Source organism: Eggerthella sp. BIOML-A4, from assembly GCF_009875575.1.
Classification (GTDB): Bacteria; Actinomycetota; Coriobacteriia; order Coriobacteriales; family Eggerthellaceae; genus Eggerthella; species Eggerthella lenta.
This window is the reverse complement of record NZ_WWRX01000034.1, coordinates 1-1,955: the sequence shown is the minus strand read 5'-3', so window position 1 is coordinate 1,955 and position 1,955 is coordinate 1. Positions and strand designations below refer to the sequence as shown.

At 43.0% G+C, this 1,955-nt stretch carries 3 protein-coding genes and 1 pseudogene; all 4 read left to right on the top strand.

Features of this window, described 5'->3' with window-relative positions:
- Positions 1 to 258 (top strand): phage major tail protein, TP901-1 family (locus GT613_RS15185; protein ID WP_161172727.1); only part of this gene is annotated, 258 nt, incomplete at its 5' end.
- A gap of 42 nt (positions 259 to 300) precedes the next feature.
- Positions 301 to 660 (top strand): tail assembly chaperone, encoded by a 360-nt coding sequence (locus GT613_RS15180; RefSeq protein WP_129984634.1) that lies wholly within the window; start codon positions 301 to 303, stop codon positions 658 to 660.
- Positions 661 to 701: 41 nt separating this feature from the next.
- Complete coding sequence (locus GT613_RS15175; RefSeq protein ID WP_161172726.1) at positions 702 to 1,031, top strand: hypothetical protein; 330 nt, start codon at positions 702 to 704, stop codon at positions 1,029 to 1,031.
- A gap of 2 nt (positions 1,032 to 1,033) precedes the next feature.
- Positions 1,034 to 1,955 (top strand): annotated as a pseudogene (locus GT613_RS15170) (phage tail protein); the annotation flags it as partial.

Below are 1,955 nucleotides of genomic sequence, written 5' to 3'. Positions count from 1 at the left end.
TCAGTTATCAACGGTTATGTTTTGGAAGTTTGGGAAATTGACCTTGCTGGTCAGAAGTCTGACTCAAAATATCCAGCACTTTATGCGCAAGGCAAACTTTCAAGCTGGGAAGTTCCAGCAAATGTTGAGGACTTGGAAACAATCTCAACTGAAATGACAATCAACGGGAAACCAGTTGAAGGCAATGCAACATTGACAGCTGGCCAAGAAGCAGCTATTCAATACGCATTCGCTAACACTACTGACATCTTAGACTAAGAGGGGAAATTCCCCTCTTTTATTTTTTAAGGAGTAAAAAACATGAAACAAATTGAAATTAACGGCAAAAAGTATGACTTGAGCTTTGGTATTGACTTCATCCGAGAAATGGACAAGCGTTATGAAGTTTCAGGAAATGGGGTCAAATTCGGTATGGGTATTCAGTCAGCTGTTATCTACTTACAAGACTTCAACCCAGTTGTCATTGCAGACATCATCTTGTCAGCTACACACACGCTCAAATCAATCCCAAGCATTGCTGACATTGAAACATGGATTGAGGAGCAGGGTGACAATCTTGAGAAGGTCTTTGATGATTTTTTATCTGCCTTAAAGAATGCACCAATGACCAAGCTAAAAGTCACAAAAATGCTGGAAGCAATGAAGAAACAAGCCAAGTAAAAACAACGGTAGCCAATGACTCACAGGAAATCTATGAGGACATGATGGCTACCATTTTAGGCTTGTTTGGTGTGACAGATTTTGCTGAAGCTGGAAGAATGACCTTGCATGAGTACAGGCTCAGGAAACGTGGTCATTTAATCCAAGAGTTAGAACGTGAAAAGGACTTGTATTTGCAAGCTTATCTGAACCGTCTTGTGAAAGCAAGAGAGAAGAACGGTAAAGAGTATGTGTTCAAGGAGTTTAGCGACTTCTATAACGAGAAGAAGCGGAAAAATGATGTCCTTGGGAAAAACTTTGCTACCCCGGTCAACAGCAATCTGATTGCCATTGCCAAACGTATGAAGAATTATGAGAAAGGAGGTTACTGAAAATGTCATCTTACACAGTAGAAGCCATATTGACAGCCAGCACATCCCAATTCACTGCTGGAATGCGTGAAGCTATGGAGTCAGTTGAGAAATTCAAAAGCACAACAACTTCACTCAGTGCCATTGGTGACGCATTTATGGATGTAGGTAGTGCCTTGACTGCTGGAATTACTGCACCAGTAGCGGCAGGGGTTACCGCCATCATCAAGTCCTATGCGGACCTTGAACAAGCTGTCGGTGGTGTTGAAACTTTGTTCAAAGACTCAGCAGCCACAGTGATTGCTAACTCTGAAACTGCCTACACAAGGGCTGGTGTTTCTGGTGTGAAATACATGGAACAGGTAACATCATTCTCTGCAACGCTCTTGCAAGGCTTGGGCGGTGATACTGCACAGGCTGCAGCTTATGGTGACAAGGCTATTGTCCAAATGGCAGATAACTCAAACAAGATGGGTACCGCCATAGGCGATATTCAGAACGCTTATCAAGGATTTGCCAAAGACAACTACACCATGCTGGACAACTTAAAACTTGGTTACGGTGGTACACAGTCAGAAATGGCACGTTTGGTCAATGAGTCTGGTGTATTAAATGGGACATTTGAAGCAACAGCTGAGAATGTCAAAGATATTCCATTCCATACCTTGATTGAAGCCATAGGGATCACACAGGACAGGCTAGGAATTACTGGAACAACTGCCAAGGAAGCAAGTGAAACTGTTTCAGGATCATTCCAAGCCATGGTTGCCGCTGGACAGAACCTTGTGGCTGGTTTTGGTGCTGCTGACGCAGATGTCAAGACCTTGATGAACAATCTGAAGTCAACGGTTGAAATATTCGTACAGAACATTAAGCGTGTCCTGAAGAACATTTGGGATAACTTGCCAATGGCTGAATGGCAGAAGTGGGTTCTTGCTATTGCAG